Source organism: Arachidicoccus sp. BS20, assembly GCF_001659705.1.
In the GTDB taxonomy this organism is placed as follows: Bacteria; Bacteroidota; Bacteroidia; order Chitinophagales; family Chitinophagaceae; genus Arachidicoccus.
In genome coordinates this window covers 1,464,936-1,489,071 of record NZ_CP015971.1, presented here as the reverse complement: position 1 = coordinate 1,489,071, position 24,136 = coordinate 1,464,936, and the positions used below count along the sequence as shown (strand labels likewise).

Genomic DNA, 24,136 nt, shown 5'->3' with positions numbered 1-24,136 from the left:
AATGAAGAAAGCTGTAAAGGATAAGATGGGAAGTAATACGATACTTCATGTGGCTGAGGCTTCGGGATTGTCGCCAGCGACTGTTTCGCGCGTGATGAACAATCATCCTTACGTGAAAGAAGAAACCAAGAAACGTGTATTGGATACGATTGAAAAATTGGGCTATCATCGCAATAATGTTGCTTCCGGATTGAGAAGCAACAAGACTAAAACTATTGGTTTAATTGTGCCGCGTATTTCCATGTTTTTTCATGCAGCGGTAATTACTGTGGTGCAAAATCATTTATACAAGCAAGGATACAATGTGATGATTTGCCAGTCGAATGACTCTTTGCAAATGGAAAAAGATTTGGTAAAGACATTACATTCCACAAGAGTGGATGCAGTGATTGCAGCCTGCACTTTGCAGACAACTGATTTTAGTCATTTTGATTTGTTGATGAAAAGCGGCATTCCGGTTATTTTTTACGACCGCGTACCTATGCAAAAAACTTCGGCTATATTGATAAAAGGCGATGATGTCCGTGGCGGTTATCTTGCGGCAAATCATCTGATTGAGTTAGGTTGTAAAAGAATTGCCCATATATCCGGCTTGTTGTCGTGTAATTTGTATCTCGACAGAACTGCCGGTTTTGAAAAAGCGATGAAGCAAAATAATATTCCCGTCAACAAAGACTGGATATTTCATCACGAGCTTACTTATGATAATGCGCGCAGAGATTTGGAGAAGATATTTAAAAAATCAAAAGTACCCGACGGTATTGTTGCGGACAATGATACATCGGCAATTGCTGCTTTGGAATATGCAAAAGAAATAGGACTGAATGTGCCTGTAGATTTAAAAATAATCGGTTATTCCAATGACCCTCGCAGTGCTATTATCAGTCCTTCAATCACGACAATTGAACAATATCCCGACTTAATGGGCGAAAAAATTGTGAAAGTGTTGATGTCCATCTTAAGCAGAACAAACACAGAGGATGTTTTGCAAGAGCCGACTGTTATCCCGGTACAACTGATAAGAAGATTTTCTGCGTAAAAAATTTATTATGCAAAAACAATTTATAAAATGATAAGAAAACGTTTTCCTATTTTATTGATTTTATTATTTACGGTTGGCTTTTTGAACGCGCAAAATATGCGTAAGTTGATAAAGAAGCAGTTTGAATTTGCCGACAAGCAATATAAAATTTTGCAACAGCATACACCCGAAAACAGAATGCCCAAAACATATTATGCGAAAGACAATAAGTGGGAAACAAGCGATACGCACTGGTGGTGTAGCGGGTTTTATCCCGGAAGTCTTTTGTACATTTATGAAAATACGAAAGATACATTTGCGTTGAATGAGGCAGAAAGACGGCTGAAAATACTGCAAAAAGAAGACCATAATACGCATACGCACGATTTGGGGTTTATGATGTTTACGAGTTTTGGCAATGCTTATCGAATTACGCACAACCCTTTGTACAAAGCTGTTATAGACACTTCTGCTGCTGCTCTTTCGACAAGATTCAGACCGAAGATTCCGGCAATTCAATCTTGGGATTCCAGCAAAAAATTACGTTGCCCGGTTATTATTGACAATATGATGAATCTTGAATTGCTGTGCTGGGATGCGCAGCACGGCGGGAGTAAACGTTTTCAAAAAATAGCAGAATTGCACGCTAATACAACTATGAAAAACCATTTCAGAAAAGATTACAGCTCTTTTCATGTGGTGGATTATAATCCTGAAACAGGTGCAATTATTAAAAGAGTTACAGCGCAAGGTGCGAATGATTCATCGGCTTGGAGTCGCGGGCAGGCTTGGGGTTTATATGGTTATACAATGATGTATCGTTTCACAAAAGACACAGCATATTTGAATCAGGCAAAGCACATCGCACATTTTATTTTGACCAATCCCAATTTGCCGAAAGATTTAATTCCGTATTGGGATTATAATGCACCCAATCTTCCCGACGCGCCTCGCGATGCATCGGCTGCAAGTGTGATGGCGTCTGCATTTCTGGAGCTTGGACAATATGTAGATGAAAAAGAACGTAAGCAATATGTTGCTGATGCAAAAAAAATTATCCGCAATTTATCGTCGCCGGAATACCGTGCGAAATTGGGCGAAAACGGCGGTTTCATTTTGAAGCATAGTGTCGGCTCGTTGCCTGCGCATTCAGAAGTGGATGTGCCGCTCACGTATGCCGATTATTATTTTCTCGAAGCATTACACAGATATAAAGAATGGTATTTATAAAAAAATAAAACAATGAGCTTACTCGATTCATATTTTAATCTCGAAGGAAAAACTGCACTGATAACGGGTTCCAACAAAGGAATCGGGAAGTCAATGGCAATTGCGCTCGCAGAAGCGGGTGCTGATATTATTGGTGTTTCATCAAGTTTTCCCGATGAGTCGGAAACAGAAACAACGATAAAAAGTTTGGGAAGAAAATTTACAAAATACAATGCCGATTTTTCCTCGCGCGAAACGCTGTATGATTTTATAAACAAAGTAAAAAATGATTTTAAACAAATTGATATTCTCGTAAATAATGCAGGAACAATCATGCGCGAGCCTGCTGCCACGCATCCCGATGAATACTGGGATAAAGTTTTAAAAATAAATCTGGATGCGCCGTTTATTTTGGCAAGAGAATTTGGCAAAGAAATGATTGCGCGTGGCAACGGGAAAATCATTTTTACGGCATCGATGTTGTCATATCAAGGTGGTATCAATGTTCCAAGTTACACAGCGAGCAAATCGGCAATAGCAGGTTTAATAAAAGCATTGGCAAATGAATGGGCGGGCAAAGGCGTGAACGTAAACGGCATTGCGCCGGGCTACATTGCTACTGACAATACAAAAAATTTAATCAACGACCCGATTCGCTCAAAGTCAATATTGGAGCGGATTCCCGTCGGTCGTTGGGGCGAACCGGACGACTTGAAAGGCGCCGTACTTTATCTCGCATCCAGAGCATCTGATTATGTGCATGGAACGATTTTAAATATCGATGGCGGCTGGATGGCGCGGTAAAAATCGTGAGTAGTGAGGCGTGAATCGTGAGAAAAAATTCGTGCATTCGTGGCACAAAAAACAATAAAACAATATTATGGAAGTACGATTTCAAAACAGCCCGAAAGAAACTAAAGCAATGGATTCGGCTGCATTGCGCGAAAATTTCTTAATTGAAAATTTAATACAAAACGATGTGTTGAAACTCGTTTACAGTCATTACGACCGCGTGATTGTCGGCGGTATAAGACCTGTAAACGAAAAAATATTTTTGCAAAATGAAGAAGAATTAAAAGCCGATTTCTTTTTACAAAGAAGAGAATTGGGCGTCGTAAACTTAGGTGGCGCGGGCATTGTAGAAGCGGATGGTATTATTTATGAATTAGAAAAATTATCTTGTTTGTATATCGGCAAAGACACCAAAGAAGTTTTCTTTTCTTCAAAAGATTCAACACAGCCTGCAATATTTTATATGTTGTCATCGCCGGCGCATCGGAGATATGAAACCACATTGTATCACAAAGAACAGGCATCGGGCGGCGAAATGGGTAGCGCGGAAACGGCGAACAAAAGAACCATTTATCGTTACATTCATGAGAAAGGAATACAAAGTTGTCAATTAGTTATGGGGTTAACTATTTTGGAAACAGGCAGCGTTTGGAACACCATGCCTGCGCACACGCACACGCGGCGCATGGAAGCGTATTTTTATTTTGATGTTCCTGAAAACCAAAGAGTGCTGCACTTGATGGGCGAGCCGACTGAAACGAGGCATTTAGTTGTGAACAATAATGAAGCGATTATTTCGCCGCCGTGGTCTGTTCATGCGGGTTGCGGCACATCAAACTACGGATTTGTGTGGGGAATGGCAGGCGAAAATTATACCTATGAGGATATGGATATGGTGGACATTAAAGATTTAAAATAAAGCATGATGAAATGAGCCATAAGCATTTTGCATACACAAGGCGATGATTATTTTGGCTCATTCCATCTGGCAATTAAAAAACAATAAAAATAAACAGGTGAAACAGAAGACTATTCTTTTAGTTGTATTGATTTCTCTTTCGTTAAATCTTTTTGCGCAAGCGGATAAAAGTTTTATTGTCTTGAAAAATCCGTTGAACCTACAACGCGACAGCGAGTTGATTGTACTTTCAAGAAAAAAAATTGAAAGTAAAATTGGCAAGTTGCAACCGAATGAATATGTAAGAATTTATAAAGAAAATGCCACTCCGCTTGTTGTGCAATTTGATGATATAAATCAAGATGGCATTTGGGACGAAGCTGTTTTTTTATATTCTTTCAAACCGGAAGAAACCGTAACACTAAAATTAAAAAAGTCTGAAACATTGATGGATACTAATGTCCAGCCACTTGCTCATGTGCGTATGAAGTTGAAAAATGCCGATGACAAATTCGGTCCATCAGTAAAGCACGTGGATATGCCTTACCAAAACAAGCCGACAGATTTTTCAAAACACGCGCTTCCGACTTATCTCACGGAAGGTCCCGGCTGGGAAAATGATAAAGTTGCTTTTCGCCTGTATTTCGATACGCGCAATGCAAAAGATATTTACGGCAAACGCATTCCGGGCATGGTCATGGACACCGTTGGCGCAAATCCTAAGAACAGTTATCACAAATTATCAGCCTGGGGAATGGACATACTCGCCGTCGGAAAGTCGCTCGGGGCGGGCGGTTTGGCATTTTCTTATAAGTTGGAAAACGGTAAAGATACGTTGGTACGTTTGGGCGAATTGAACATTAAATCCGAATCTTATGATGAAATTGCGGACGGACCTATTCGAGCAATTTTTAAAATGGATTATCATTGGGAATTAAATCATCAGCCTGTTGAAGTGGTTGAATACATCAGCATCTGGGGCGGGCAATATTTTTATCAAAGTAAAATATTTGTCAAGGGACATCACCTTCCTAAAGATTTAAAAGTGGATATGGGCATTGCAAATTTTTATGATAATCGCAGCGGCAATTTTTCTTCAGGAAATACAAAAGTCTTGTACAGTTTTGGAAAACAATCAGAAATAAAAGATGATTTAGGCATGGCAATTTTTTCCAGAGCGGAAGACTTTTCCAAATTTTGGTCGATTGGAAAAGAAGTAACGGCTGCATCTGATATTACGCAAACTTATCTTAGCGAAGAAAAAGTAAATTCGCTGAAACCTGCTGTTTATCGATATTTCGCGTGCTGGAATAAAACAAATACGTTGTTTAAAGATGAAAATAATTTTGTAAATTTTCTTCATTCGGAAGCAGAAAAATTTTCCAATCCAATCATTACATTAATAAAAAACAAAAAATGAAACGTTTTATAGTTGTATTGCTGATACTTTGTATGGCAGGCATTACGCAGCGAACTAAGGCACAAGCAAAAGTTTTCAAAGTGCAGGATGTACAAATACAAAAATATAAAAAGCCGCCGTTACCGGAGCATTATAAACAATATTTAGAAGAAACACGTGAAGTGGAAATTGCTGTTCAGCAACTGACCAAAGCCATGATTGATGCGGACAGTTCTCAATTATACGCATTGACTTACCGGAATTTAAAATATGCACATTCGACAGGCTTGGTGCAAAGTCAAAAAGAATTTGTGGATGGTATTACTTCCGGTCGTTCCGATTTTTTAAGTATTGATTTGTCTGACCAAACCGTTGATATTATTGACAGTACGGCTTGTGTGCGCCATATTCTTACCGCAAAAACTTTTGACAATAAAGTTCCCGGCAGCGTAAAACTTGCCATCTTATTGGTTTGGGTAAAACAGGGTGGAAAATGGCGTTTGCTCGCTCGGCAGGCTGTGAAACCGCAGCAATAAAGCCTTACATTTGCCAAAATTTTAATGATGAGAAATTACAGTATTTTGTTATGCGCAATCATATTTGTATTTAGCGGTTGTACGCTCAACAATGTAACGGTTGACGATAGTCTTCAAAAATATTTTACCGATAATGGTTTAAAAGGAACATTTGCTTTGTACGACAATTCGCACCAAACGTTTACGGTGTACGATTTGCATCGCTATAAAGATTCTTCTTATTTGCCCGGTGGAAGTTTTGATATTGTAAGCTCATTAATAGCCATTGAAACAGGGAGAGTAAATGATCAAAATTCGCTTGTAAAAACATTGCCGGATACATCAAAAACTGCAATTCTTAAAGACGCTTTTAAAAATAGCGATAGCGCCGTTTTTGCAACCATTGCTTCGTCCGTCGGGAAAGACACGCTGCAATTTTGGCTCGACAGTTTGCATTATGGCAAGGTTAAAATCCTTTCCGATAACGATAATTTCTGGTCGAATGATTCACTGAAAATCACAGCTGACGAGCAATTGGGTTTTATCGAAAAATTATATGCCTCTTCCTTGCCTTTCCAAAAACGTACACAGCAAATTGTACGCGACATGATGCTTAGAGAAAGCAACACAGCGTATTCATTTTCTTACAAAACTTCCTGGAACAAAAATATTGGTTGGGCGCTCGGTTGGATCGAAGAAAATAAGCACATTTATTTTTTTGTTATCAATGCTGAAAGCATTGCTGCAACTGCATCTCAGGAATCTTTACAAAAAACATTGAAAGACATTTTGACTTACGAAGGATTTTTCAAAGGAGAAAAATAATTTCTTTTTGTGCAGCTTTTTAAAAGTTCTGGAATGCGCTTGATTAGCTGTTTTTCATCTGTTTATTTTTTAATTGTTTTTAACGGTCAGATGGAATTAGCTGCGCCGAACTCTGTTTCGCCAAATAATCATCTCTTTGGGTATGCAAAGTTCTTATGGCTCATTTCATGTGTATGATATTTTGCAGATATACTTACCTTTGCGCACTAAAAAAATGATTAGGTCAAATAGTCAATCGGTCATTTTTATAATATATTGACTATTGACAATTGACTTGAAATTATGAGTTACGAAAAAGAAATCAGTCGCAGAAAAAGCTTCGCTATTATTTCCCACCCGGATGCGGGTAAAACCACTTTGACAGAAAAGCTGTTACTATTCGGCGGCGCTATTCAAACGGCGGGCGCAGTTAAGAGTAACAAGATTAAAAAGCACGCTACGAGCGACTTTATGGAAATCGAGCGACAGCGCGGTATTTCGGTGGCGACTTCTGTGATGACATTTGAGTACAAAGATTTTTTAATTAATCTGCTTGACACGCCGGGACACAAAGATTTTGCCGAAGATACTTATCGCACGCTCACGGCGGTGGATAGCGTAATTCTTGTAGTCGATAGTGTGAACGGTGTGGAAGACCAAACGCGCCGCCTGATGGAAGTGTGCCGTATGCGCGACACGCCTGTAATTGTGTTCATCAACAAGATGGACCGCGATGGAAAAAATAGGTTTGATTTATTAGAGGAAATTGAAAAAGAATTAAAAATAGACCTGCATCCTATGACGCTGCCTATCAACAGCGGCAAGGATTTCAAGGGTGTTTATAATCTGCACGATAAAAATTTATTGCTCTTTACTGCCAATACCAAAGCCGATGAAGACAGTGTTGAAATTAAAGATTTGAACAACGAAATTTTGTCTCAAAAAATAGGCGAGAGTGATGCAAATACTTTACGTGAAGACGTTGAATTGGTTGACGGCGTTTACGGCGAATTGAATGTTGAAGATTATTTAAGCGGAAAAACGGCTCCTGTATTTTTTGGCAGCGCGGTAAATAATTTCGGTGTGAAAGAGATGTTGGACACATTTATACGCATCGCGCCAAACCCGCAACACAGAGAAACGACGACAAGAATTGTTGAACCGAATGAAGAAAAATTCAGTGGCTTTGTATTTAAAATTCATGCCAATCTCGACCCGAAACACCGCGACCGCATTGCGTTTCTGCGCGTATGCAGCGGCAAATTCGAGCGTGGAAAATATTATGAACACGTGCGTTTGGATAAAGATATTCGATTCAACAATCCGTACAGTTTTTTGGCGCGTAGTAAAGATATTATCGAAGATGCTTACCCCGGCGATGTGATTGGTTTGTTCGATACAGGCAACTTTAAAATAGGCGACACGCTGACCGAAGGAGAGAAATTTTATTTCACAGGAATACCATCTTTTTCGCCCGAGATTTTCAAAGAGCTGGTCAATAAAGACCCGATGAAAACGAAGCAAATGGAGAAAGGCGTGGCACAGTTAACAGACGAAGGTGTGGCGCAGCTTTTTACACAGTTTGGCGGCAATAAAAAGATTATCGGTTGTGTGGGCGAACTGCAATTTGAAGTGATACAATACCGTTTGTTGCAAGAGTACGGCGCGGCTGTTGAGTTCCGGACATTGCCGTTTTATAAAGCTTGCTGGCTCACTTCGGAAAGTCCGAAAACGCTGGAAGATTTTCTTCGGTTTAAACAACAAAATGCTGCGGAAGACAAAGACGGAAATCCTGTTTATCTGGCGCAAAGCGAATGGTTTTTAAACACAGAAATTACCAACAATCCTGATATACAATTTCACTTTACGAGCGAGATTCATAAGTGATCAAAGATTGCGAGCATTTTTTTATAGGCTTCGACTTTCTCTTTTAGGCTCATAGTTGCGTATCGCGGCGATGGCGATGGGAGCGACCGGATGTTTTTGAAATAGGGAAATAGTTTTCTGAAATGTTTTTCTACAAATTTGCTTGTGCATAGCACGCATACATTCGGATATTGCAGTAAAATTATTTTCAGCGCTTTGTCGTTCCATTCTACTATGTCAAGGTTCTGGTCGAGATTGGTGTTTGCAGTTCGTTTTGCTTTCAGAATTACATCGGCAAGTCCTATGTTTAACGAATAAAATAGCTGCTGCTTTGCTTCTCTGGTTTTCAGTTCTTTTTCAAATACGCTTTCTATAATTTTCCAAAACTGGTTGCGGGGTGCACCGTAAAACCAGTTATTCAAAAGTTCAGTCGATTGCGTTTGTTCTTTGCCCGGAAAACTACCCACAATCAGTATTTCGAGGTTCTCGGGAATAAACGGTTCGTATGGATGATGTTCTGTTTTCATTTTACCGATAAATGGAATTAAAATAAATTGCACAAATTTCTTTCTTCAATAAAAATAAGCGGATTATTCGTATTATTGACTCTGCCGAATTTTCTTTCTAAGAAATTGGTGTAACAAAAATGTATGACAATGATTTATCCCAAATTATATATGCTGTTGTTAGGTTGCAAACCAGATGGCAGGCATACGGAACAGCACGATATTTTGTTTGCTATCGGAACGTCGCTAAAAGATTTGATTCCGCAAATAAATGATTTTTGGAAAGATGCCAGCAAGATTCATATCGATTCTTGGCGGGAAGTAACAAGTGTAAATAATAACGCAATAGAAATTGTAGAGCGAAAGTCATTTATTGAGCAGCCCGAAAAATTATTTTTCATCAATCTCGGCGGTTACAAGCCGAATGAGTTTGAAGAGTTTCATTATAAAGTTTTAGCGGTTAACGCGGAAAAATCTTTGGCAATTCAGCAAGTGAAAGAGACGGTTTTTTATAAACAAAAAATGTCGCCTCATATCGATGACAAGTACGGCGTGGATGTGGATGATATTTATGATGTGGAAGAAATTTTACCTGCACAATTAAAAGAAAAATATGCTTTGAAAATTTCTCACGGCATGGCGGGTAAAGAAGATGAATTGCATATCGGTTACGTAAAATTAAACGAGTTGTAAAACAACAAAGGAGCGCATTATGCGTTCCTTTGTTTCAGGCAGGGGAATTCTACTTTTTGTTTTCGATGTATTCTTTATTGCCACTTGGCGAAAGTGTGTATTTGCCGCCTTTCGGTCCTTGGTAAATTGTACGACCTTTGGCATCAGTTCCGATGGCTTTGTCCGCAGATTTGTTTACCGGATTTACTGCAGCAACTTTTTTTGTTGCTTTCGTCTTTGCTTTTGTGGGTGCAGCTTTTGTTGCTGCTGCCGTTGTTTTAGCTTTTTTTGTCGATTTTGTTTTAATTGCTTTTGCTACGCTTGCCGTAGAGTCGGCAGTTGCTTTTGTTTTCCTTACTTTTTTCTTTGCTTTTACCGCTGTGGTGGCCGCAGAAGTTGTTACCTGTTGTGCATGGGAAACATTTGAAAAAATTATGAAAGAAACGAACATAAACAAACCGAATAATGCTTTTTTCATTTTATTTGATTTTTGTTTAAAGAATAAAATTATTGACAAATTATTGTCTGAAAATTTTTCGATAATATAATTTATTGTTATAACCCGGTTGCAGATAAGTGTCAAGTAATTCGCTGTTGGTTTTCGTGTAGAGAGTTAGCGCCCGGCATGCTATTCGATCATTCGTCTTGTAAAGATAATATTGCATCTAAAATATTGAATGCCCTTGTTCTGCAACAACAAGGGCATTCAATATTTATTAGATTTAAATTGTTTTAGTTGCTTTGAATTTTCGCAATATCCTTTGTGTCTTCCTGTTCTTTTTCCTTATCCTGTAGTTTTTGATAAGCAACAAGGAATACAGCGCCAAGATTTTCATAAGGTGGTACATAATCTGCAAAGCGGGTGTCTTTGCTCAACGATTGAGAAAAGCCTTTCCACATATTTACCCAATCGAGGTTTTTACCTTTCTGCAACGTAAGCACAATGCCTGTAATCATAGGCAGATTGAGGTCTCCTGCACCGGTTTGTTTGGTGGAAATAATTTGTGCGCCGGGTGCTTTTGTAAACACATCGCTAAGGCTTTGGAAACCGCCGCAACTGCCAAGAAACACTATTTTTTCCGATGATTGCATTTGAGCGATAGATGATTTTAAGTAATAACTATGCCCGCGATGAAACATGAGTGTGGGATGAATATTATTTTCGTCCAGGTAATCATTCAGTGCATTTTGCGCATCATCGTCCAAGTGTTGATTTTCATCCAAAGGCTTGTTGGTATAAATGGTTATGGGCGTTCCTTTTGTTGATGAAACTGTTGACCAATATTTATTGGATGTTTCTTTCCAGCCGAGGCTTGCAAATTCGCCCATGAAATTTTCATAATTGGTTCTGCCGTCCAGGTCGCCGTAAGTTGTTTGTTGTATTACAATTCTGCCTGTGCTGTCTTTCAGTTTGTCAATAGGCATAAAGTAAACCGGTTCTATGCCCAATCTTGCAGATACATCAATGTTGTTGGTCGAATCCATGGAAAGAAACAGCGTGTTCAGAATATAATAAATATTGTATGCTTTTGTGTTGTGGGTTCGTTTTGCCTGTGTAAGGCACGACTGAACTTCGTTTAGTACTAATTGTCTCATTTCCGGCTGGTCTATGCTGGAGTAGCTTGCCGCGACATTCACGGCATCTTCAAGACTATCCGGGCTGTTGCTTTTATCGAGGTTTCTTACAAATGCTTTCATTAGTTGCTGCGCATTGCCGGGCTGCATTCTGCCTAAAAAGTCGTCCAGCGTATTGTAATTGGCAGCCATTTTAATCCATTTTTTAAAATAGTCAAATTTTACAGCCATCATCAGCGAATCGCCGGTAAGTTCTTTACCGCCTTTTTGCCAAAGTAAACGATATAAACCATAGTCTTTACCATTAACATAAGAAGACGTGTAAATGTTTTCCTCTATCGGCGTAACTACTAAATAATATAAATCAATTGCAGATAAAGGTTTAAGACAAGCGTAGCGAATATCGTTGGACTTTTCGTGCAGGCTGTTGACAATACCTACAAATTTATCCGTTGCAACTTCTGTCAGTTTTCCCTTTAATATTTGCCAAGCCAAAGCAGTATCTTTATGAATAGATCTTTCCGCGTAGTTTATTTCTGTATTTACCAATAATTTGTAGTATTTCACATTAGATGCGTCTTGCATAGCATCGTCTATCTGGTCCATTGTCAGGTTGCCTTTGTACAAATCGTCGAGAAAAGGCATATAAAACCTTCCTGTATGAGAGCCGTCAAGTCCCTGTGCATTGGCGATTCTGCTGATAGTTTGCACCAGTGGATTGCTGCTTTTACGAATGCGTTCGCCTAACTGTGTAGAGGAGCTTGCATAATTATAGATAGCGTCGGAATTGTCATGAGCAATAGCATTGATAACGCTGTCCGTTGCAGGGAAGTTGGGATTTTTTTGCAAAATCAGCATTGCCTGTGACGGATTTTCTGCCAATTGCTTTCTTATGACAACGTTGTTAAAGTTGTCTTTTCCGGGATTATTTTTGAGTGCAAAATTTTGAGTAAGTATTATGCCGATAACCGCATGGTATTTTTCTATTACCGGCAATGCGTCTTCGCCCTGCGCATCCAGCTGAATACTTTCTTTGTATGCTTTGACGAGATTTACGAGCTGCGCGCCGCTAATTTGTTTCATTACAAAATAATTTCTGTAAGTAAACAGTAGCTCATACAATCCGCGCAGGTATTTGATTTTTGTATTATTGTCAAAATCCTGTTTTTCGATATATGCCTGCAACGCATCCACTTGTTCAGTAGCTGCATTATTAGCGGCTTTGTTCAGTTTATCATTATCAGTATAAGGAGCAAATTCTCCATCGGTTTTTCCGTCGGCAGCACATATTGTAAGTTGTGCTTTGTTTACTGCGTCGTGAAATGATTGTCTTGAAAAGGGAATGTTTTGAGCGTTCACACTTGCAACAATGCACGGGAAAATCAAAACAAGGCTATAAAGTTTTTTCATATTTACACGGTTCTAAAATGTTTGCTACTGCAAAAATACGACCAATTAAGTGCAAATACACTTAACAATTATATAATCCCGAAAATGCGCGGTATCTTTAAGGCGAAATTATTTTTGCGTAACCAAATTGTTAGATTTTAAATGGATAACAAGCCTAAAAAAATTCTCATAGCCGATGATGAACCTGATATTTTGGAAATAATCGGATACAATCTGAAGCGCGAAGACTACGAAGTACACACAGCCAAAGACGGCAACGAAGCCATTGTGAAAGCCAAGGAAATAAAGCCCGACCTCATTATTCTTGATATGATGATGCCTTATCGCAACGGTATGGAAGTGTGTGAAATACTGCGGGCGCAGCCGGTTTTTGAAAACACCTTAATAGTTTTTCTTACCGCTATCAACGACGATAACAACGAGATTAAGGGTTTTGAAACCGGTGCGGACGATTATATTACCAAGCCCATTTCTCCTAAAGTGCTTACAAGCCGTATCAACGCTTTATTCAGGAGAAACAGTAAAGATGAAGAAGTGAACAAAGTGCTTCAAATCGATAATATCAAAATAGACCCTGTACAATTTCTTGTATTTGTCGATGGCGTGGAAGTGGTATTGGCAAAGAAAGAATTTGAGTTATTGTACCTGCTGGCTTCTGCTCCCGGTCGTGTTTTTCTGCGCAACGAGATTCTTAATAAAGTGTGGGGCGCAGAAGTAATTGTAGGCGACAGAACCATCGATGTTCACATCCGGAAAATCCGCCAGAAATTAAATCTCGATTGCATTGCAACTGTGAAAGGAGTGGGGTATAAGTTTGTGTTGTGATTTATGTATAATTTTTGTGATATTAATTTTACTAATAGAGAGCAGTAAAGGGTTGCACTGGAATTGCTGAATATTATTTGACGATATATAACAGGCTTTCTTTTGGAAGCCTGTTTTTATTTTAAAAATAAAGATAACTTAACATTGCTTTCCTGCATAACTTTGATAAAAACTGCTGCGCTTCGTATTTTCGTTCATTGTACATTTGATAAAATATGTTTGGCAAAAATTATTCTCCTGCACAGTTAGCGCTCATCACGGCATTGCTTGTAAGTGTTGCCGTAGGCATTTGTTTTTTATTTTTCCGGATACTGTGGTGGCACGCGCTCATCGCGGAAGCATTTGTGTTTCTATGCAGTTTCCTGGTATTTCGAGAAGTGTTGCGCCGCTTTGTTTACAGAAAGATAAAACTCATTTATAAATTCATTTATCAGACCAAAGCTAATAAGCGCGAAGAATTTTTTTACAAAAATGTACTTCCGCAAAAAACTATTGAAGAGGTAGAAGAAGATGTACAGGAGTGGGCAAATAAAAACCATGAGGAAATGGAATTGCTCCGTGCCAATGAACAATACAGGAAAGAATTTTTACAGAATTTTTCGCACGAAATCAAAACGCCTATTTTTTCCATTCAGGGTTATCTCAATACATTGTTGTCCGGCGCTTTGGAGGATGAAGAGCTGTCTGTAAAGTTCCTTACCAATGCTGCACGAAATATCGACCGGATGGTAAATCTGGTAAACGATATTGACGAAATTTCGCGTCTCGAATCCGGTACGCAACCATTGCATAAAACCGGTTTTGTGATTCAGGATTTGATAAAAGAAGTATTTGAAAGCCTGCAAATGCCAATGTCGGAAAAAGCAATTAAGTCTTCCATAAAAAAAGGCTGTGAAGCGCCCATAACCGTTGTCGCCGACCATGAAAAAATACGGCAAGTGCTGACGAATTTGGTGGTAAATGCCATAAAGTACGGCACGCAAAACGGACATATTACAGCGAGCGTTTACAAAATGGGCGACTCGCGGGTGCTGATAGAAATGAGCGACGACGGCATTGGCATTGCCGAAGAGCATTTGCCGCGCATCTTTGAGCGTTTTTACCGTACCGATACCGGAAGAAGCCGCAACAGCGGCGGCACAGGGCTCGGACTTGCCATTTGTAAGCACATTGTGGAAGCGCACAATCAAACCATTCATATTCGCAGCAAGCCGACGGTAGGAACAACTGTCGGTTTTACGCTACAGTTGAAAGGTAAATAATCGTTTGTTTTTAAGTGGATAAACGGTGCATAAATATTAGCTGTCTCTTATGCAATAACAGGAAAAAGCCTGCGTTATTTTATCGTTATCAAATAGAATAATTGTTTATGACAGATTTTTACTCCAATCTTCTACTTCGTTATTTATACAACGAGACAAGTGAGACATCTGCACTGCGTGCAAAACGTTTGTTGGAATCCGATTCGGAGGCAGAGGAATTGTACTGCCGTCTTAAAGAAGGGCGCCGGCTGATGGCGAAATATCTTCATGTTCAGCGTCCCCGCAAGTCTTTGGTAAATAATATTTTGAAGTACGCAGCGCATTAGATGCCATCGTAAAACGGGATTTGCAATAAATAATTTTTGTTGTTGTCAAAAAACATAACAACGATGTAAATTCGTGTCATTATTCAAAAAGATTATGACACGAAAAGAGCGCTACGATTATATCATTCATTATTTTCAGGAACACGCACCCAATGCCGAAACGGAATTGATTTACGACAATCCGTATCAACTGCTCGTTGCCGTTGTACTTTCTGCGCAGTGTACCGATAAACGTGTAAACCTTACCACGCCTGCAATTTTTCATAAATTTCCATCGGCAAAAGAATTAAGCAAAGCCAAGTTTGACGATTTATTTCCGTTAATCAGAAGTATCTCTTATCCTAATAATAAAGCTAAACATCTTATTGCGGCTGCACAAATAATTGAAGAAAAGTTCAACGGTGAAATACCCATGACGGTGGACGAATTAATAACGCTTCCGGGTGTCGGCAGAAAAACAGCAAATGTAATTACTTCCGTGATAGACCAACAGCCCAACATGGCTGTGGATACGCATGTTTTCCGGGTTTCAAACCGTGTTGGACTTACCTTAAATGCAAAAACGCCTTTGGCGGTTGAAAAACAATTAGTCAAATTTATTCCGAAGGAATTAATTCACAAAGCGCATCACTGGCTCATCTTGCACGGGCGGTACGTGTGTGTGGCGCGTAAGCCGAAATGCGATGAATGCGGCATTACAAAAGCGTGTAAATATTTTGAGAAAGTTGTGAGCCGCGAAAAATAAAAATAACAGATAACCAACAACGAATAACAGATAACAAAATTTACCTTTGGCACTCAATTTTTTAAACGCTCATGTTACAAAGGTTTCTTAGAAATAGAAGTTCCAATCCTGATGCGGAAATGCCGTTTGTTGACCATTTAGAAGCATTAAGATGGCACATTATACGTTCTGCGCTTGCAATACTTGTTTTGGCTGTTGTGGTATTTTCTTTCCATAACTGGGTATTTGCAAAAGTAATTGCCGGTCCCGTAAATCCGGATTTTATCAGTTACAGAATGTTTTGCAAGCTGTCGCAAATCACACATATTAAGAGTTTGTGTATGACGCCTGTTCGTGTAGAAATGCAATCCACAACATTCGGCGGACAGTTTCTCGGCACGTTTACCATTGCATTTGTAGGCGCTTTCATTGCTGCGTTTCCATATATCTTTTGGGAATTTTGGAAGTTTACAAAGCCGGCGTTGAAAGATGGCGAACTGAAAAATACACGATTTGCTATCTTTTGGGTATCATTTTTTTTCTTTCTCGGTGCAGCTTTCGGATATTTTGTATTAGCGCCGTTTACGTTTAATTTTCTCGCAGGGTTTCAAATCAGCAGCGATTTATCCATCATGGTTACGCATCCTACGCTGCACGATTATCTTTCCAATCTTACGGATATTATTCTCGGTTGCGGCGTGGCTTTTGAATTGCCTGTAATGGCATATATTTTGACGCGGGTTGGTATTATCACACCAAAGTTTTTAACGAGTAAAAGAAGGTATGCTGTGGTTATTTTATTGATAATTGCAGCATTTATTACGCCGAGTCCCGACTGGATTAGCCAGATGATTGTGTTTATTCCTTTAATGACTTTGTATGAAATAGGCGTAGCAGTTTCCAAACGAGCAGCAAAAAATATGGTGGAAAAAGAAAAAGAGGAATGGAGCTGATACTGATTAATTAATATGAGAATTGTTTCGCTCGTGGTAAGGTTATTCATTATTACTGCGAGCGAAACATTTTTTAAAATTATTTCAACAATACTTTCTTTCCGGTCTTCGCCGATTCTTTTGCGGCGTTTAAAATTTTAACCACGATAACGTTATTTTTCAAAGAAGATAAATCATCGCCCGGATTGATTTCCCCGCGCAAAACAGCCGTTACATAAGGCACATAATCCTGATAAGGTGCAGCAGGTGCGGGCAGTTGCCGGATTTGATAATCTGTATGATCGTTTCTTGTGCGCAAAGTATTGCCGTTCACAGCTTGTAAATAGCCTGTTTTGCCAAACACTTCCCAATCTTTAATGCCGAATGGCCAGTTCCATGAAGCTTCTATAATGCCCGTCGCTTGAGGATATTCGAGCAGTATGGTTGCATCGTCATCTACCTTCGGGTAAACATCGGGCTTGATTTGATGTGTAACTGCAGACACAGAAACCGGCATTTGATTGTCCATCAGCCAGGTAAATAAATTCGCGCCGTAACAACCAAAATCATTCAACGCGCCGGCGCCGTTTTTTACAGGGTCGGTAAGCCAATCCAGAAAATAACTGCTGCAACCGATTTCTTTTGGTCCCTGATGACCGTCGTGTGCAATCATTTTTACCACGTTGCCAATAGCATTTGCCTTTACTTGCTTATAAACATCCTGATTCGTGGCATACCATTCCGTTTCATAATCGGTAAGTACCTGAATATTGTATCGTTTCGCAAGCGCGGCAATGGTTTCGGCATCTTTCACGGTGGTCGCCAAAGGTTTTTCCACCATTACATTTACGTGTAGCGGTGCGCAGGTTTTGACTACGTCAATATGTTCGTTAATCGGGTCGAACGCCATAACAACCTCAGGTTTTTTGTGTGCCAATAAAGTTTTTAAATCGGGATAAAAAAGCGAGTCGGGAATATGAAAGTTTTTTTCAAATTTCGCCACAAGTTCTTTGTTCGGCTCGGCAATGCCTACGAGGTTTACATCGCCTTTTTTATAATGTTGCATCATCAGGTAAACATGGTCGTGATTAAGACCGGCGAGCGCTACGGAAAGCGGATGATTGTCCTGCGCTTTTGCCGAAGAACACGCGCACGATATGAGCGTGAAGGCTCCTAAAAAGTATTTCTTCATTGTATAAAATTTAAGTGAATAAAGCAGAAATGTACTCTGCTAAATTACTTTTTCCTTTGACTTAAAAAGTTAATAAAATGTTTTTGACCATCGATTTCCTACCATTCACACAAAAAACAATACCAATTACACATTTCCCGTAAATTTATTGCTGACGATGCAGAGTTTTGGGGAGAAATAAAAAATTGAATTATGAAAAAGATATTCTTATTATCGTTGTCGTTTTTTACAGTAAAACTCAACGCTCAACTGAGCCTGAAGAATCCATACGTTTATACCAACGGTTATTGGGCTGATGGAAAAAAGCATTACGCAACTATTCCTTACATTGATACACTTAGATTGAACCAAAAAGATGCTGTGCGTGTTGTAGATAAGCCCACTAAATATGGAGATTTTAATGTGCTGCTATTAAACAAATCTATCAACAAAAGTATAGATTCGAGCTTGCTTGGATTTTTTGACTCAACTACAAACAATACATATAAAAAAATTGATGATACTACATACGAAATAGATATTCGTAACCTAAGTAAAAACGTGTTAATTGTGTACGATAATAAATCAAATTACATGACTTCAACGAATGAAACATTGAGTGATATGCCAACTGTAAAAGGTGGATTAGATGCGCCTGATTTTATGGGCTTAGGTGTTAAAAATGTTCAATTTTCATTTGATGATATTACTCATGATTACAGTAATATTATATCCATTAATCCATTGAAAGAATATACTATTGAATTTGGCAAAACCAAAAGCGACTATTCTCCTACGAACGTAATCAGAAGGTTTATCATAAAGCCGATTCTCCCTAAACCCGTTTTGATAAATGTATTTACAGAGTCGAGTGCTTTGTGGGCTATTAATGATAAGAAAGCAAATCCGGGATATGATTTTGGCGGTACGAGCAATCTAGATATTCCTTATTTAAACGCTATGAAGATAAACAGAGATGCTGCATTGCGAGAAAATAAACACACTTTACTCTTTGCTTTTGCACATTTCGGCGGTCTTTTAAGAAACGACAAAATGGATTTAATACAGTATAAATTAGATACCTCAACACAATGGTCATTAACTTCGTTGAGTAATTCTCCTTCTGTTTTATTGGAAAATCTTTCCGTTGGTAAACATACATTGTATGCAAGATATCCTTCTGTGTCGGGCAATTCTGAAATCTTAAAAATCAATTGGGAAATTACGCCGCCTTGAAAGCCATCGCCTTTGTGGTATGTGTTTTTAGGCATGATAGTTTCCGCAATTCTTTTCTATTTTATTTTCAGGGTAAGAGTAAAAAGAGCAAAAGAAAAAGCACAAAAAACAAAGCTCGAATTACAGGCAATACAGGCGCAGCTCAATCCGCATTTTATGTTCAATGCATTAGGTTCGATACAGTATTTGGTCAATAATAATGATAAAGAGAATGCCAATCAGTATTTAACCGAATTCAGCAGCCTGCTGCGTAATTCTTTGTACAACAACGAGCAGGAAATGGTTCCGTTATCTAAAGAACTGCAAACGATGGACAGCTATATTCGTTTGGAAAAATTGCGATTTAATTTTCAGTATCAATTGAATGTTGCGCAAAATATTCAGCCCGAAAATATTTCCATTCCTACTTTGCTCATTCAACCGATGATTGAAAATGCAATTAAGCACGGCATTTCGTCTTTGAAAGAAAATGGTGTTTTGTTAATTAATATTGAACAGAAAACGAAAGATTTAGTTGTTGAAATAAAAGACAACGGCAAAGGTTTTGATACGACTCAACCGTCCAAAGGTTTCGGAATTAAATTGGTAAAAGAAAGAATTGAGGTATTGAATAAGCAAGGTTATAAAATCAAATTTTCCATTGTTTCAAATAATGGAACAAGCGTGCGGTTTGTGTTTGAAAATTGGGTGTAAAGCGGCGAAATGCAGCGCAGCTGTATTTCGTTTTTTATTTCCTAACTTTACTTCAATAAAACGAAATTATCATGCAACAAAATGAAATGAATACTTTAAGTGAAGTATTGGAAAATCTGAAAAACAGAAGTTGCGATGTTGAATTTTTATGGAATGAAAATTCGTTGGTTGCAGGCGGGAAAAATTATGAACCGCAATCTTTGCAAATCATCAAAACGTACCGCTTTGAAGGCGACTCAAATCCGGATGATTCCGCCATTTTATACGTTCTCAAAACCAACGACGGAGTGATTGGCTACAGTTTGGATTCATACGGCGCCAACTTAAATTACGATGAAGCGTACAACAATTTTATCCGTCAGATTCCTATTTCCGGACATAACGAGCAATTGAAATTTGAACTGTAATAATTTTTGTTACAGTTTTGCTTCATCAATACTTTTTAAAATTATTTCGCATACGTTTTGCAACTCTTCATCCGTAATAATCAATGGTGGAGCGACGCGCAAACCTTCCGGGTTAAACAAAAACCAATCGGCAATCAATCCGTTTTCGATACATTTATCAATTACTTTTTTATTCGTTTCAAAACTGTCAAATGCAATGCACGCCCACAATCCGGCAGTCGAAAGATTTTTTATTTTAGGATGAACAATTTTATCCTGAATAATTTTTTCTTTTCGTTTTACATTATCAATAGATTCTCCGTCTAACAAAACTTCCAATGCAGCTTTGCCCGCCGCGCAACTTACAGGATGTCCCGCAAATGTACTGATATGCCCGAGCACAGGATTGAACGTAAAACTGTTCATGATGTTGATGTCTGAAATAAACGCACCCAAAGGCATTCCGCCGCCAAGCGCTTTGCCCAGCAATAAAATATCGGGCGCAATATCAAACTGCTGAAACGCCCACAGCGAGCCGGTTCTGCCGAAACCTGCCTGTATTTCGTCAAGAATTAAAAGGGTGTTTGTTGCTGTACATTTCTCCCGGATTTTTTTGAACCAGTCTTTTTTCGGTTGAATAATTCCTGCTTCTGCCTGCACGGTTTCCATGACGATGCAAGCGGTGTTTTCATCTATCAAACTAAAAACTTCGTCATCGTTATAATCCACATGAAAAACATCGGGCAGCAACGGTCGAAAAGCATTGCGAAAATATTCGTCGCCCATCACGCTGAGTGCGCCTTGCGTAGAACCGTGATAGCTTTTGTTGAATGAAATAATTTTGCTTCTTCCTGTGTAACGTTTTGCCAGTTTCATGGCGCCTTCGGTGGCTTCCGCGCCGCTGTTGGTAAAGTAAACGCTGTTGAGATTTTCGGGTAATAAATCAACAAGCATTTTGGCATATTGCACTTGCGGCGATTCAATAAATTCGCCGTACACAATCAGGTGCATATATTTTTCCGCTTGCTCCTGCACAGCTTTAATCACTTTCGGATTAGAGTGTCCGATGTTGCAAACGCTGAAACCCGAAATCAAATCCACATACTTTTTTCCGTTCACATCAAATTGATAAATGCCTTCGGCTTTTACCATTTCCAAGCCGATAGGTGCTGGCGAAGTTTGCGCTACGTGCTGTAAAAATAATTGGCGATTGTTCATTGTCAGGCAAAAGTAAAAATTATCTTCGCACGATATGTCGGAATTAATTATTTATACAGATGGTTCTTCACGCGGAAATCCCGGTCCCGGTGGATTTGGCGTTATTTTAATGTATGGAAATAAGCGCAAAGAATTGTCGCAAGGCTTTAGATTAACGACCAACAATCGTATGGAATTGCTTGCTGTAATTACGGCTTTGGAAGCATTGACGAAGAAAAATATTCCTGTGAAAATTTTTACCGATAGCCAATATGTTGTAAACAGCGTTGAAAAAAAATGGTTGGATAACTGGATAAGAACTGATTTCAAAGGCGGTAAAAAAAATAAAGACTTATGGCTGCGCTATGCAAATATTGCCAGGCATTTCAGTATAAAATTTTATTGGGTAAAAGGGCATGCAAATAATCCGTTTAACAATCGTTGCGATGAACTGGCAACATTCGCTGCCGATGGAAAAGATTTATTGGTGGACGAAGGCTACGAAAGCGAGAATTTATGACACTAATTTTATCGAATTACACGAATTTGTTTAAATGATTGCACCAAATTCATTCGTGTAATTCGTTTTCATTCGTGCAATTTTCCTTGCACCACAATCACAATTTCGCCTTTCACGGTTTTCTGACTGAAATAATCATGTACTTCCTGCAAAGTGCCACGTTTGTTTTCTTCAAACATTTTCGTAAGCTCGCGGCTCACGCTGCACGGGCGTTCCGCGCCAAAATACGAAACCATTTCCTGCAAGGTTTTTACCAGCCGCACAGGACTTTCATAAAAAATCATGGTGCGCTCTTCTTCGGCTAATTTTTTAAACAAAGTTTGCCGTCCTTTTTTCAGAGGCAGAAATCCTTCAAAAAGAAACCGGTTGCAAGGCAAACCGCTGTTCACAAGCGCCGGAACGAAAGCCGTAGCGCCGGGCAAAGTTTCTACGCGAATATCATTTTTTGCACATTCTCTCACGAGCAAAAACGCCGGGTCGGAAATTCCGGGCGTGCCGGCATCTGTAATCAAAGCCATATTTTTACCGGCTTGTAACTGCGTTACAATATGCTGTAAAATTTTATGTTCGTTGTGCTGATGATACGGCGTTAGCGGCTTTTCTATCTGATAATGCTGCAACAGTTTTGACGATGTTCTCGTGTCTTCACAAAGAATCACATCAACGGTTTGCAGCACTTCGAGCGAGCGCAATGTGATGTCTTTGAGATTTCCTAAAGGGGTGGGAACGAGGTACAACATAATTTGAAAATGTGGCAATTTGAAAATTTGAAAATGACTGCCACCACATTTTCAAATTAACTGACTTTCAAATTCTCAAATTAATTTACCAGTTCAATTTCAAAATATTCCATTACGGGATTTGCCAATAATTTACTTGCAGTAGTTTCTGCTATTTGCTTTGCTTCAGTTTCGCTTGCGGCGTCAATTTGTAAAGTGATGTGTTTGCCGATGCGAATGTCCTGCACGTTGTGAATATCAAGGTTTTTGAGGCTTCCCAAAACGGCTTTTCCCTGTGGGTCGAGCAATTCTTTTAGCGGCATTACTTTTATCTGAATGTTATAAATCATGGTATAGTATTTTGTGTGGCAAAGGTAGCGGAAAAATGGGTTTGAATGGGCGTATAAAATCAAACTATTTTTTCAGATAAAGTCCGATAAAACTTAACACAAGCGCAATAATAACGCCGATAAACCATTGTTGTAGTGTTGCGGTCGATTTGTGTATTTCAACCCGTACATTCTCAATTTCGGCGCGCACATAATCTTTGGTAGCAATCTCTTTGGTACTTTCAATTGCCTCTTCTTTTATTTTTTCATCGACATACGTTGTCAGCGCCTCTGCTTGCTGACGTCCAATTTTATCTTCTAAAATCGCATATAATTTTGTAAGTGTAACCGTAGCCATGACTTTACAGTAAATTAAAATAAATTACAATAATGTTTTTTCTTTCTTCAGTACTATCAAAGAAAGTAATATATAGACGATAAACAACAACGGAACAGCTAACCAATGGAAAAATATTGCAAATATGATTGCTGCAAACACAAGCAATAGCTGATGCCAGTTTCCATTCCATGAAATACTTTTAAATTTCATGCTGAGCATCGGCAAGGTGGAAACCATGAGATAGCTTATCAGTAAAATGACGATGCACCAAAAAAGATAATTTGTCATTATGGTTTCTGTGAAACTTGTTGTAGCCGAGATAAAAATTACCGGAAAAGAAGCAATTAAAATTCCTGCTGCAGGAATCGGAAGTCCTTGGAAATTCAGTGTTTTGGTAGTTGATAAATTAAATCTTGCCAAGCGAAATGCACCTGCACACGGCAATAAAACCGCCGGCAATAAATACCAGATGTTTACCGGCATTTCAGGATGATTTTTTGCAAAGCTTATTTTTAAAAACTGAAAAACAATCAATCCCGGTGCTACGCCGAAACTTACCAAATCGGCGAACGAATCCAACTGTTTGCCCAACTCGGAAGCAGCTTTGCAGATGCGGGCAATCAAGCCGTCGAGAAAATCCACTACTGCTGCAATACAGATAAACACCGATGCCCAATAAACTTCTCCGCGCGGAAAAATTTCGCTTTGTGTTTCGCTTGAAAAGCCTTTTAAAATATAAATCACAGCGAGAAACCCGAACACAAGATTCAATAAAGTAAAACAGTTGGCGAGATTTTTTTTCATTCCGT

General features: G+C 39.0%; 27 protein-coding genes. 18 read left to right on the top strand and 9 right to left on the bottom strand.

The features are described 5' to 3' along the window. The first annotated feature begins 1 nt into the window (after position 1). From A9P82_RS06690 to A9P82_RS06655, 8 genes are all read left to right on the top strand, one after another. Positions 2–1,039 carry a LacI family DNA-binding transcriptional regulator gene (locus A9P82_RS06690; RefSeq protein WP_066205725.1) on the top strand — a complete coding sequence of 346 codons (1,038 nt, stop codon included), beginning with the start codon at positions 2–4 and terminating at the stop codon, positions 1,037–1,039. 30 nt (positions 1,040–1,069) lie between these two features. Continuing rightward, positions 1,070–2,251: a glycoside hydrolase family 88 protein gene (locus tag A9P82_RS06685; protein ID WP_066205720.1), complete on the top strand. Its 1,182-nt coding sequence runs from the start codon at positions 1,070–1,072 to the stop codon at positions 2,249–2,251. A gap of 12 nt (positions 2,252–2,263) precedes the next feature. Further along, positions 2,264–3,034 (top strand): 2-dehydro-3-deoxy-D-gluconate 5-dehydrogenase KduD, encoded by a 771-nt coding sequence (gene kduD / locus A9P82_RS06680; RefSeq protein WP_066205717.1) that lies wholly within the window; start codon positions 2,264–2,266, stop codon positions 3,032–3,034. A 76-nt stretch (positions 3,035–3,110) separates the two neighbouring features. Next, a complete protein-coding gene (gene kduI / locus A9P82_RS06675; RefSeq protein WP_066205714.1) occupies positions 3,111–3,941 on the top strand; it encodes a 5-dehydro-4-deoxy-D-glucuronate isomerase in 831 nt (276 codons plus the stop codon). A 97-nt stretch (positions 3,942–4,038) separates the two neighbouring features. Beyond that, positions 4,039–5,340 (top strand): DUF4861 family protein, encoded by a 1,302-nt coding sequence (locus A9P82_RS06670; protein ID WP_197492262.1) that lies wholly within the window; start codon positions 4,039–4,041, stop codon positions 5,338–5,340. Further along, positions 5,337–5,855 (top strand): nuclear transport factor 2 family protein, encoded by a 519-nt coding sequence (locus A9P82_RS06665; RefSeq protein WP_082915262.1) that lies wholly within the window; start codon positions 5,337–5,339, stop codon positions 5,853–5,855. The genes A9P82_RS06670 and A9P82_RS06665 overlap by 4 nt, the downstream gene beginning before the upstream one ends. A 24-nt stretch (positions 5,856–5,879) precedes the next feature. Next, positions 5,880–6,659 (top strand): penicillin-binding transpeptidase domain-containing protein, encoded by a 780-nt coding sequence (locus A9P82_RS06660; RefSeq protein WP_066205711.1) that lies wholly within the window; start codon positions 5,880–5,882, stop codon positions 6,657–6,659. 282 nt (positions 6,660–6,941) lie between these two features. Continuing rightward, positions 6,942–8,525, top strand: a complete 1,584-nt coding sequence (locus A9P82_RS06655) for a peptide chain release factor 3 (RefSeq protein ID WP_066205707.1) — start codon at positions 6,942–6,944, stop codon at positions 8,523–8,525. Here A9P82_RS06655 and A9P82_RS06650 read toward each other — a convergent pair. Then, positions 8,516–9,031, bottom strand: coding sequence for a uracil-DNA glycosylase family protein (locus A9P82_RS06650; protein WP_066205704.1), 516 nt, complete (start codon positions 9,029–9,031; stop codon positions 8,516–8,518). The genes A9P82_RS06655 and A9P82_RS06650 overlap by 10 nt on opposite strands. A gap of 129 nt (positions 9,032–9,160) precedes the next feature. Here A9P82_RS06650 and A9P82_RS06645 point away from each other — a divergent pair, with 129 nt between their 5' ends. Continuing rightward, positions 9,161–9,703, top strand: coding sequence for a DUF1543 domain-containing protein (locus A9P82_RS06645; RefSeq protein WP_066209667.1), 543 nt, complete (start codon positions 9,161–9,163; stop codon positions 9,701–9,703). 49 nt (positions 9,704–9,752) lie between these two features. On the opposite strand, the gene A9P82_RS06640 is transcribed toward A9P82_RS06645, so the two are convergent. Next, a complete protein-coding gene (locus A9P82_RS06640; protein ID WP_066205702.1) occupies positions 9,753–10,160 on the bottom strand; it encodes a hypothetical protein in 408 nt (135 codons plus the stop codon). A gap of 254 nt (positions 10,161–10,414) precedes the next feature. Continuing rightward, complete coding sequence (locus A9P82_RS06635) at positions 10,415–12,667, bottom strand: hypothetical protein (protein WP_066205698.1); 2,253 nt, start codon at positions 12,665–12,667, stop codon at positions 10,415–10,417. Positions 12,668–12,808: 141 nt separating this feature from the next. On the opposite strand from A9P82_RS06635, the gene A9P82_RS06630 reads away from it, so the two are divergent. The 5 genes from A9P82_RS06630 to tatC all read left to right on the top strand — a co-directional run bounded on the left by A9P82_RS06630 (position 12,809) and on the right by tatC (position 16,757). Then, the gene (locus tag A9P82_RS06630) at positions 12,809–13,492 is read left to right on the top strand and encodes a response regulator (RefSeq protein ID WP_066205694.1); all 684 of its coding nucleotides are present in this window, start codon (positions 12,809–12,811) and stop codon (positions 13,490–13,492) included. Positions 13,493–13,707: 215 nt separating this feature from the next. Then, positions 13,708–14,754 carry a sensor histidine kinase gene (locus tag A9P82_RS06625; RefSeq protein ID WP_066205691.1) on the top strand — a complete coding sequence of 349 codons (1,047 nt, stop codon included), beginning with the start codon at positions 13,708–13,710 and terminating at the stop codon, positions 14,752–14,754. 107 nt (positions 14,755–14,861) lie between these two features. Continuing rightward, positions 14,862–15,080 (top strand): hypothetical protein, encoded by a 219-nt coding sequence (locus tag A9P82_RS06620; protein ID WP_066205689.1) that lies wholly within the window; start codon positions 14,862–14,864, stop codon positions 15,078–15,080. 94 nt (positions 15,081–15,174) lie between these two features. Beyond that, on the top strand, positions 15,175–15,825 hold the full coding sequence (nth, locus tag A9P82_RS06615; RefSeq protein ID WP_066205687.1) for an endonuclease III: 651 nt from the start codon (positions 15,175–15,177) through the stop codon (positions 15,823–15,825). A 71-nt stretch (positions 15,826–15,896) separates the two neighbouring features. Beyond that, positions 15,897–16,757, top strand: a complete 861-nt coding sequence (gene tatC, locus A9P82_RS06610; protein WP_066205686.1) for a twin-arginine translocase subunit TatC — start codon at positions 15,897–15,899, stop codon at positions 16,755–16,757. Positions 16,758–16,836: 79 nt separating this feature from the next. Here the strand turns inward: tatC and A9P82_RS06605 are convergent, their stop codons facing one another. Beyond that, the gene (locus A9P82_RS06605) at positions 16,837–17,928 is read right to left on the bottom strand and encodes a Gfo/Idh/MocA family protein (RefSeq protein ID WP_066205684.1); all 1,092 of its coding nucleotides are present in this window, start codon (positions 17,926–17,928) and stop codon (positions 16,837–16,839) included. A 192-nt stretch (positions 17,929–18,120) separates the two neighbouring features. On the opposite strand from A9P82_RS06605, the gene A9P82_RS06600 reads away from it, so the two are divergent. The 3 genes from A9P82_RS06600 (at position 18,121) to A9P82_RS06590 (ending at position 20,243) form a co-directional block, all read left to right on the top strand. Beyond that, positions 18,121–19,143, top strand: a complete 1,023-nt coding sequence (locus tag A9P82_RS06600; protein ID WP_066205681.1) for a hypothetical protein — start codon at positions 18,121–18,123, stop codon at positions 19,141–19,143. A 33-nt stretch (positions 19,144–19,176) separates the two neighbouring features. After that, positions 19,177–19,836, top strand: a complete 660-nt coding sequence (locus A9P82_RS06595) for a sensor histidine kinase (protein ID WP_066205678.1) — start codon at positions 19,177–19,179, stop codon at positions 19,834–19,836. 71 nt (positions 19,837–19,907) lie between these two features. Beyond that, a complete protein-coding gene (locus A9P82_RS06590) occupies positions 19,908–20,243 on the top strand; it encodes a hypothetical protein (RefSeq protein WP_066205675.1) in 336 nt (111 codons plus the stop codon). A 9-nt stretch (positions 20,244–20,252) separates the two neighbouring features. Here the strand turns inward: A9P82_RS06590 and A9P82_RS06585 are convergent, their stop codons facing one another. Continuing rightward, positions 20,253–21,440, bottom strand: a complete 1,188-nt coding sequence (locus A9P82_RS06585; protein ID WP_066205672.1) for an aspartate aminotransferase family protein — start codon at positions 21,438–21,440, stop codon at positions 20,253–20,255. Between the two features lie 34 nt (positions 21,441–21,474). On the opposite strand from A9P82_RS06585, the gene rnhA reads away from it, so the two are divergent. Further along, complete coding sequence (gene rnhA, locus A9P82_RS06580) at positions 21,475–21,939, top strand: ribonuclease HI (protein ID WP_066205669.1); 465 nt, start codon at positions 21,475–21,477, stop codon at positions 21,937–21,939. Positions 21,940–22,007: 68 nt separating this feature from the next. On the opposite strand, the gene rsmI is transcribed toward rnhA, so the two are convergent. From rsmI to A9P82_RS06560, 4 genes are all read right to left on the bottom strand, one after another. Continuing rightward, on the bottom strand, positions 22,008–22,679 hold the full coding sequence (gene rsmI, locus A9P82_RS06575) for a 16S rRNA (cytidine(1402)-2'-O)-methyltransferase (RefSeq protein WP_066205667.1): 672 nt from the start codon (positions 22,677–22,679) through the stop codon (positions 22,008–22,010). 80 nt (positions 22,680–22,759) lie between these two features. Beyond that, positions 22,760–23,008 carry a phosphoribosylformylglycinamidine synthase subunit PurS gene (purS, locus tag A9P82_RS06570; RefSeq protein ID WP_066205664.1) on the bottom strand — a complete coding sequence of 83 codons (249 nt, stop codon included), beginning with the start codon at positions 23,006–23,008 and terminating at the stop codon, positions 22,760–22,762. A 64-nt stretch (positions 23,009–23,072) separates the two neighbouring features. After that, positions 23,073–23,345 carry a hypothetical protein gene (locus A9P82_RS06565; protein ID WP_066205661.1) on the bottom strand — a complete coding sequence of 91 codons (273 nt, stop codon included), beginning with the start codon at positions 23,343–23,345 and terminating at the stop codon, positions 23,073–23,075. A 24-nt stretch (positions 23,346–23,369) separates the two neighbouring features. After that, positions 23,370–24,131 carry a CDP-alcohol phosphatidyltransferase family protein gene (locus A9P82_RS06560; RefSeq protein ID WP_066205658.1) on the bottom strand — a complete coding sequence of 254 codons (762 nt, stop codon included), beginning with the start codon at positions 24,129–24,131 and terminating at the stop codon, positions 23,370–23,372. Between the last annotated feature and the right edge of the window lie 5 nt (positions 24,132–24,136).

Bases quoted from the DNA above. Each gene is read 5' to 3' on its own strand.
- A9P82_RS06625 (WP_066205691.1), top strand. From the start codon at position 13,708: ATGTTTGGCAAAAATTATTCTCCTGCACAGTTAGCGCTCATCACGGCA.
- A9P82_RS06630 (WP_066205694.1), top strand. From the start codon at position 12,809: ATGGATAACAAGCCTAAAAAAATTCTCATAGCCGATGATGAACCTGAT.
- A9P82_RS06590 (WP_066205675.1), top strand. From the start codon at position 19,908: ATGCAACAAAATGAAATGAATACTTTAAGTGAAGTATTGGAAAATCTG.
- A9P82_RS06620 (WP_066205689.1), top strand. From the start codon at position 14,862: ATGACAGATTTTTACTCCAATCTTCTACTTCGTTATTTATACAACGAG.
- tatC (WP_066205686.1), top strand. From the start codon at position 15,897: ATGTTACAAAGGTTTCTTAGAAATAGAAGTTCCAATCCTGATGCGGAA.
- A9P82_RS06565 (WP_066205661.1), bottom strand. From the start codon at position 23,345: ATGGCTACGGTTACACTTACAAAATTATATGCGATTTTAGAAGATAAA.
- A9P82_RS06665 (WP_082915262.1), top strand. From the start codon at position 5,337: ATGAAACGTTTTATAGTTGTATTGCTGATACTTTGTATGGCAGGCATT.
- A9P82_RS06585 (WP_066205672.1), bottom strand. From the start codon at position 21,440: ATGAACAATCGCCAATTATTTTTACAGCACGTAGCGCAAACTTCGCCA.
- purS (WP_066205664.1), bottom strand. From the start codon at position 23,008: ATGATTTATAACATTCAGATAAAAGTAATGCCGCTAAAAGAATTGCTC.
- A9P82_RS06595 (WP_066205678.1), top strand. From the start codon at position 19,177: ATGATAGTTTCCGCAATTCTTTTCTATTTTATTTTCAGGGTAAGAGTA.
- A9P82_RS06690 (WP_066205725.1), top strand. From the start codon at position 2: ATGAAGAAAGCTGTAAAGGATAAGATGGGAAGTAATACGATACTTCAT.
- kduI (WP_066205714.1), top strand. From the start codon at position 3,111: ATGGAAGTACGATTTCAAAACAGCCCGAAAGAAACTAAAGCAATGGAT.
- A9P82_RS06655 (WP_066205707.1), top strand. From the start codon at position 6,942: ATGAGTTACGAAAAAGAAATCAGTCGCAGAAAAAGCTTCGCTATTATT.
- nth (WP_066205687.1), top strand. From the start codon at position 15,175: ATGACACGAAAAGAGCGCTACGATTATATCATTCATTATTTTCAGGAA.
- A9P82_RS06635 (WP_066205698.1), bottom strand. From the start codon at position 12,667: ATGAAAAAACTTTATAGCCTTGTTTTGATTTTCCCGTGCATTGTTGCA.
- kduD (WP_066205717.1), top strand. From the start codon at position 2,264: ATGAGCTTACTCGATTCATATTTTAATCTCGAAGGAAAAACTGCACTG.
- A9P82_RS06645 (WP_066209667.1), top strand. From the start codon at position 9,161: ATGATTTATCCCAAATTATATATGCTGTTGTTAGGTTGCAAACCAGAT.
- A9P82_RS06685 (WP_066205720.1), top strand. From the start codon at position 1,070: ATGATAAGAAAACGTTTTCCTATTTTATTGATTTTATTATTTACGGTT.
- rnhA (WP_066205669.1), top strand. From the start codon at position 21,475: ATGTCGGAATTAATTATTTATACAGATGGTTCTTCACGCGGAAATCCC.
- A9P82_RS06660 (WP_066205711.1), top strand. From the start codon at position 5,880: ATGATGAGAAATTACAGTATTTTGTTATGCGCAATCATATTTGTATTT.
- rsmI (WP_066205667.1), bottom strand. From the start codon at position 22,679: ATGTTGTACCTCGTTCCCACCCCTTTAGGAAATCTCAAAGACATCACA.
- A9P82_RS06560 (WP_066205658.1), bottom strand. From the start codon at position 24,131: ATGAAAAAAAATCTCGCCAACTGTTTTACTTTATTGAATCTTGTGTTC.
- A9P82_RS06605 (WP_066205684.1), bottom strand. From the start codon at position 17,928: ATGAAGAAATACTTTTTAGGAGCCTTCACGCTCATATCGTGCGCGTGT.
- A9P82_RS06640 (WP_066205702.1), bottom strand. From the start codon at position 10,160: ATGAAAAAAGCATTATTCGGTTTGTTTATGTTCGTTTCTTTCATAATT.
- A9P82_RS06650 (WP_066205704.1), bottom strand. From the start codon at position 9,031: ATGAAAACAGAACATCATCCATACGAACCGTTTATTCCCGAGAACCTC.
- A9P82_RS06600 (WP_066205681.1), top strand. From the start codon at position 18,121: ATGAAAAAGATATTCTTATTATCGTTGTCGTTTTTTACAGTAAAACTC.